5 protein-coding genes are annotated in these 6,724 nt (G+C 31.4%); 1 reads left to right on the top strand and 4 read right to left on the bottom strand.

The annotated features are described in order from the left end of the window. A partial coding sequence (locus DW114_RS13160) for a tyrosine-type recombinase/integrase (protein ID WP_233512187.1) occupies nt 1–810 on the top strand: 810 nt, incomplete at its 5' end. 154 nt (nt 811–964) lie between these two features. Here DW114_RS13160 and DW114_RS21295 read toward each other — a convergent pair. From DW114_RS21295 to DW114_RS13140, 4 genes are read right to left on the bottom strand one after another with little or no spacing between them, the layout of a single operon-like run. Next, entirely contained in the window at nt 965–2,017 is a 1,053-nt protein-coding gene (locus tag DW114_RS21295) for a hypothetical protein (protein ID WP_158552292.1), read from the bottom strand. Beyond that, the gene (locus DW114_RS13150) at nt 2,014–4,170 is read right to left on the bottom strand and encodes a hypothetical protein (protein WP_147322641.1); all 2,157 of its coding nucleotides are present in this window, start codon (nt 4,168–4,170) and stop codon (nt 2,014–2,016) included. The genes DW114_RS21295 and DW114_RS13150 overlap by 4 nt, the downstream gene beginning before the upstream one ends. Nucleotides 4,171–4,228: 58 nt before the next feature. After that, on the bottom strand, nt 4,229–5,110 hold the full coding sequence (locus DW114_RS13145; RefSeq protein ID WP_158552291.1) for an ABC transporter ATP-binding protein: 882 nt from the start codon (nt 5,108–5,110) through the stop codon (nt 4,229–4,231). Continuing rightward, nucleotides 5,103–6,533 (bottom strand): DUF3502 domain-containing protein, encoded by a 1,431-nt coding sequence (locus DW114_RS13140; protein ID WP_117454218.1) that lies wholly within the window; start codon nt 6,531–6,533, stop codon nt 5,103–5,105. The genes DW114_RS13145 and DW114_RS13140 overlap by 8 nt, the downstream gene beginning before the upstream one ends. Nucleotides 6,534–6,724 lie beyond the last annotated feature (191 nt).

The following is a 6,724-nucleotide window of genomic DNA, read 5'->3' as shown; positions in this document are numbered from 1 at the left end:
AAGCAGTCGGACGCTAAAGAATGGGCTATCAGAATGAGTGAAAAAGGATATGCCTACAAAACGATTGATAACTATAAGCGTTCCTTGAAAGCGTCATTTTACATGGCGATACAAGACGACTGTATCAGAAAGAACCCGTTTGAATTTAAGCTAAGTGATGTTCTGGAAGATGATACGGAGCAGAAAGTTATCCTTACACCAGAGCAGGAAGAACGCCTGCTTGCCTTTATGGAAACGGATAAGATTTACAGCAAGTATTATGATGAGATTGTGCTTCTGCTGGAAACGGGACTTCGTATTTCTGAATTTTGCGGACTGACGACGCATATTGATATGCAGAACAGAATACTCAATATAGACCATCAGTTATTGAAAGATAGCGAAATCGGCTACTATATTGAAACGCCAAAGACCAAAAACGGAAAACGGGAACTTCCATTGACAGAACGGGCTTATCAAGCAATCCAAAGAATACTAAAGAACAGAGGAAAAGCACAACCGCTGATTGTAGGTGGTTACAGCAATTTTCTATTCTTAAACCGTGAGGGCTTGCCTAAAGTTGCAGGAAACTATGAGGGCATGGTGCGAGGACTGATTAAGAAGTATAACAAGTATCACACGGACAAGTTACCGAACATCACACCACATTCATTCCGACATACTTATTGTACGAATATGGCAAACAAAGGAATGAACCCTAACACTCTGCAATATCTCATGGGACACGCTAACATAACCATGACACTTGGCTATTATGCACACGGTACATTTCAATCTGCAAAAGCAGAACTGGAAAGACTGGCTTGTTAATATCGGAGCTTATATTTACTACTCATTTACTACTTTTGGTTGCATTTTCATGCTGGTAAATGCCAGCTTATGCAAGGTATCTTCCAAAAAGAAAATACCGATAAAGCCCTAAAATACGGGATATATCGGCATTTACCAACTTATGAAAAGATAATCAGAAATTTAGTAAGTTTTTATAGATTAAACCTTTATCATTTAAACAATAATACGCCCCATCTTTCAAATATATCACCCTGCCTGTACCAGAAATAACTTTTTCTGATAATAAGTCAATATAACTTTCTCCAACTACTTGATTATCCTTTTTTAATACCACAGTCATAATGCCCTGATCATCTGTTTGTACACTAAATACTTCATATCCTTTTTCCGGTTGATAATCCATAACATTACTTTTTGACTGATCACTTACATCCATGCGGAAAATCTTTCCTGCTTCTTTGTCATAATCATAATAATACTTGTTAATGAGAAAAGAATTGCCACTCTCACATTGATAGATACTCTCAAATGTTTGATTATCTTCGTGATACTTTACTAATTCATTTACTGACTTTCCATCTACAGAATTAACATCCATGAAATAATATTGATGATCATATACGCCTCTACCCAATAGCATCTCATCATCACTTTCTTTGATGATTTCCGTTTTATGATTATTCAAATCCAAGCACATCAATTTAAAGTGATTGCTTGTGGATATAATATTGCCTTTATCATCTACATCAAATGCATTTTCTGTATACCATACTTTTTGATCAAAGAAGGTAGCATTATCCACAACTGCCATTTCAGCTATATCTGCGATTTTTTTCAAATCCGTGCCATCTACATCAGAGCTACATAAAGTGGTTTTCCCTTTCTGTAGATTTTCATATAAATAATAGACTTTATTTTGATAATAAATCGGAGGTAAATGTAAAGTTTGATCTTTATCTTTGTAGAAAGTCAAACGATAAGCATCACAATCTTCGTTTTGGTGATTACAGTTTACCTTACTACATAAAGGTACATCTTTATCTGTTTTAAAATCATAAAAATATACTTCATTCGCAAAATCGGTTTTCACAAGATGATAAATGCCATCTTCACTAATCCCTGGAAACCCCATATTTGCGTAATCCTCACTTTTCCCTTCATTTTTTGCACTTTGACATCCACATAATGCAAGCAATAAACAACATACTACAATGACTTTCTTCATAAACGCTTTCTCCTTTCCACTACGTGAAATCCAATATAAACACCCACACATCCAATTAAAACAATACCTGCCATTATGAAATTGGTAATAGGATAATATAAATCATAAAAAATTGCGAAAACACCTAATGATGTATCCTTCATCAATAATGGAAATATCATAGTTAATAATATGATTGTGATCATTTTGGCATGTGGTATCTTATGATACACCTTTTGTAAAACAAGCATCAGGATACAAGTGATGAATAATTGCCATATAAACAACAATACAAGATACAATCCGATGGATAATGTTACATGGGTGTTATAGAAAACAACACTATCACATAAGCGATTCGTATAATCTGCACCTGGATACATTTGATAATTATGTAACAACATCATAAAGTTCATGCCTAAAACACCAATAAAGGCGCCTATTCCCATTGTTATAAGTTTCGCTTTTTTAAGCCTTGTATCCATATGTTCACTCATATTTTGTAATTGTTTAACCTTTGTTAAATTTTCTCGATCATAGCTTTGCATAGTGATTAAAATCATAAACAACAATAACACAAATAACAATTGACTTTGTGTATAATCGTTATCAATCAAAAACCTAACCTGATCCTCTTTGATTAACTTTCGTGAAAAAGGATCTTCTTTTATTGCCTGATAACGATTTTCATATAAAGAAAAACCTTGTTCCATGGATTGTATTTTCATATATTCATTTAATTTTATAGGATCTTTTTCGATCATGATTTGCTGCTTCGCATCATCAATTTTCTGTCTTTCCAGCGCTATTTTTTCATCTGCTTCCTTTGATACATGATCGCCAATTTGATCGATATAATAATTGTATTGATTATCTTCTATATTACTCATACTGATGATTAGTGCTAATAGTAAAATTTGTGCAATCAAACATACGACCATAAGCACAATCCCAAAATCATTGATCCATAATTTCTTCATTTCATAAAACAACAAGCCATGTACCTTATGTGATTTTGCTTGATGAGTAATACGCAGGATATGTTTTCTCTGTTTATGGAACAGCTTAAAACATAACGCAAAAGCTAATATCATAAGAATGATGAATAATCCATATAATACATTATATGGGATTGCCATAGAAAAGAAACGGATATAGGATACATTTTTCAAGGCATATTCTGGATGCAGAATCTGTGTAAGACCTAAATAAGATAATAAATGACTGTCACCTGAAGTAGATGCCAAAAATGTAAAACTGCCAATAAACAAAGCTGAAATAGAAATCGCTAATAAGTAATTTTTCACAAATGCATAGACCATAAACAACAGCGCAAGTAAAAATGCATAAATGATTATTTTAAAACAGAATACAACCGCTATAAAGCTTAAAACATTCATATGATAAGGCACACTCACATAATATAAAATACTTTGTATAGGCTGAAAAATATCTTGCATGCCATATTGCATACCAGAGTTCAAAAACAATGTTAACAAAAAAATTGCTTCCAATCCCATGACTAATACCAATAAAGCAAGCCACTTGGATAATAGCTGTTGATTACTTCCTTTTTTCATCATACTGCCATATTTAATCATACCTTTTTCATCTTCAAACGCCACCAGCATATAGAAAAAATATGCGACTGTTAATAAAATCAATGCATCTGGAATCATGCTTTTCAATACTTTTTCACTACCATAACTACCATCACTGGAAGAAGGCATATTCACATGCATCTTTTCATATAGTCTTTTTGTCTGGTCAGCTCTTGATTGTATAAATGGATCTTTGTTTTGAAAAATTGAAATTGATTGATTTGTTTCATATTGTTGTTTTACCTGTTTCAAAAAAAGATCATAAGAATGTAAATTATCTTCTTCCTCTATCAGACGATGGATTAAAGCATCATTCACGATATCCTCATATTCCATTTTTAGTACTTGATTTACCCACTCTTTTCCATACTTTTCAACATATTCGTTAAAATCCACTTGATGATTTATTACTGCTTCTTTCATCATAAATAAGGAATTTATATCCTGTAATTCATTTAAATAAGCATAACGCTCTTTATCAGTTTTACCTTTTAGCTTGATTTGTATTTGTTTATAGTCACTTGCATTAAATGAATCACTTTTGTTTTGATAAAAGAATAAAACATTAGCCACTATGATGATTCCTAATAAAAATACGATATGATACCGTCTGGAAAATATTTTTTTCACCTCATAGTACAACATGTTCTTCATCAAATATGTAAAGGTAAACATCATTGATATTTGGACTTACATATATTCCTTTTCCTTCATCCTTTGGTTCAATGATTCTAATCATCATTTTATCTCCATCATAGCGAACATTACTAATTTTATTATTTGTTTTCAGCTTTTGATATTCCAACGGATCAACTTCTTGTTCCATTACTTTATGTTCCAATAGTGATACAAGTTGTTTTCTAGTTTCTTTTCTCAACAATTTTCCTTTTTTCAATATCAAATATTCATCTGCGATAGATTCTACATCACTTACCACGTGTGTCGCAAAGATAATAATCTTATCTTTACTTAATTCCGCAATCAGCTTCTGCATTTCCATTCGCTTTAAAGGATCAAGACCAGCACTAGGCTCATCAAGAATCAGAATTGATGGATCATTTAATAACGCAACACATAACATTGCTCTTTGTTTCATTCCACCGGAAAATCCTTTTAGCTTCTTATGAAATACATCTTCCAATTTTACTTTTCTTACCAAATCTTCACTTTGTTGCCGTATAGCTTCTTTTTTCATTCCTTTTAAATTGCCAATATAGTAAAGATAATCTTGTAATGTAAAATCTTCATATAAACAATGCTGCTGTGGCATGTATCCTACCTTGGATAAATACTCTTTTTTACACTTTTTTATATCTGTTCCATTAAATTTTACACAGCCTTCATTGGCATCTAACAGCATACAAAGAATATTGATCAATGTTGATTTTCCTGCACCATTTGGTCCAAGTAATGCATATATCCCATGTGTCAAAGTAAAACTAACGTGATCCAAAGCACGATTATCTCCATAATCTTTTACCAATTCACATACTTCAAGCGTATACTCACTCATATGCATCCACCTGCTTTTGTAACTCCGCAATTACTTCATCAATACCAGCTTCTTTTAGTTTCTTATTCTCTTCAGAAAACATTTGTAATACTTCATCCATTGAGATCTTTTTATGGTCATATACTTTAAAATTCGCTGTAATAGAATCAAAATCATTCCAAATATTATTTATTTTATCAATTTTTTCAATCACGTTTGATAAATCTAAAATATTAGGTTTTAATGACTCTACATTTATTTTATGATCAAGCTCAAAAACAAAGTTTTTCTTATCCGCATTTTGATCTGCTTGTGGCGTAGTAATCATATCATTTCCTAATGAACCCATAAACAAGCCATAAAAATAATTTTTATCTGTCACTACTTTTCCATCTGAATTCTTCTCTGGATTTTCTCCATAAATTAATAAATCTGATAGTTCTTGATCCGTATTAATTTCACACAAAAAATCAAACGCATTATCCGCATGTTCACTTGTCTTTAATATACCATAGCCAGATGTTCTAACTGGATATTTATGATTACTTAAAGCTATTTCCTTACCATTTGTTTCACTTATCCCATAGCTGTCTTTACTTAAATATGAATATGAATATGCTAAACCTGTTTTACCATTTTGATAAAAAGTATCCCACTCTTTTTCTGTAAAATCTCTACCCGTATATCCTTTTAAATCAGCTTCAACTAATAACTGATATACATCCATAAAACGTTTTTCATCTAAAGGATTAATAACTTTTCCTTTTTCATCTATGAATAAAGGAGTTCCCTTGATTTGCATATAATCTGATGCCAAAATTGTAAAACAAGCTAATGGGTTTCCATCCATTAATATTTCATTATTTTCATTCTGATAAGAATGAATTAAAGTACTTAATAAATCAACAGGATTGTTTATGTTTTCGGTTATCTCATTCTCGTACTTTTTATAAAACGCATCATCAAACACTGCGTAAAGCTGCTGATAAGGTATGGTCACTTTAGGAATGTAGTAGATATTATTTTTAATCTTATTTGCTTCAAATAGATGCTCTGGTATCTCTTGTAAAAGTTTTTTACCATTTTCTTTTTCAAAATCCTCATTTAATACTTTAAAGTATTCATATAATGGTTGATTACTATCAAAATAAACAATATCTGCTTTATTCTTTGATAATTCTTCCAACATCGTTTTTTGCGCAGTTAATACATCTTGATTTGCCTGGTTATTTTCAACAGATTTTACTTCCACCGTATAGTGTTTACCTTTATCTTTCAATTTCTTGTTTAACACATCTATACGATTATCTGTGATAGTCCCCGAATCTATCCATTTTTCGCTATGCTCTGGTATATAAATCGTTAATACTTCATCTTGAACCTTACTGCTACAACCACAAAGTAATAAACAGCTGATCATTCCTATCACAATATTTCTTTTCATAAGCTCACCTCAAACAGTATTTTTTCTATGAAATAAAATCTTTTTATTAATTTATTATTTCTAAATTTTGATTCTATTCATATTCAAATTATAACTTTCATATATATACTGCACAATTTTTTAGGGTTCAAATGATAGTTTAGGGATATGCCGACCACATTTTAAATAAGCGCTTACATTTTTTTATCTTT

Origin of the sequence: Absiella sp. AM09-50 (genome assembly GCF_003433845.1) — a bacterium.
In the GTDB taxonomy this organism is placed as follows: Bacteria; Bacillota_I; Bacilli_A; order Erysipelotrichales; family Erysipelotrichaceae; genus Hoskinsella; species Hoskinsella hominis.
This window is presented reverse-complemented; position numbering and strand designations above follow the sequence as displayed.

What these genes read in the sequence shown, in the direction of transcription:
- DW114_RS13140 (WP_117454218.1), bottom strand. Translation starts at nt 6,533, where the DNA reads ATGAAAAGAAATATTGTGATAGGAATGATCAGCTGTTTATTACTTTGT.
- DW114_RS21295 (WP_158552292.1), bottom strand. Translation starts at nt 2,017, where the DNA reads ATGAAGAAAGTCATTGTAGTATGTTGTTTATTGCTTGCATTATGTGGA.
- DW114_RS13145 (WP_158552291.1), bottom strand. Translation starts at nt 5,110, where the DNA reads ATGAGTGAGTATACGCTTGAAGTATGTGAATTGGTAAAAGATTATGGA.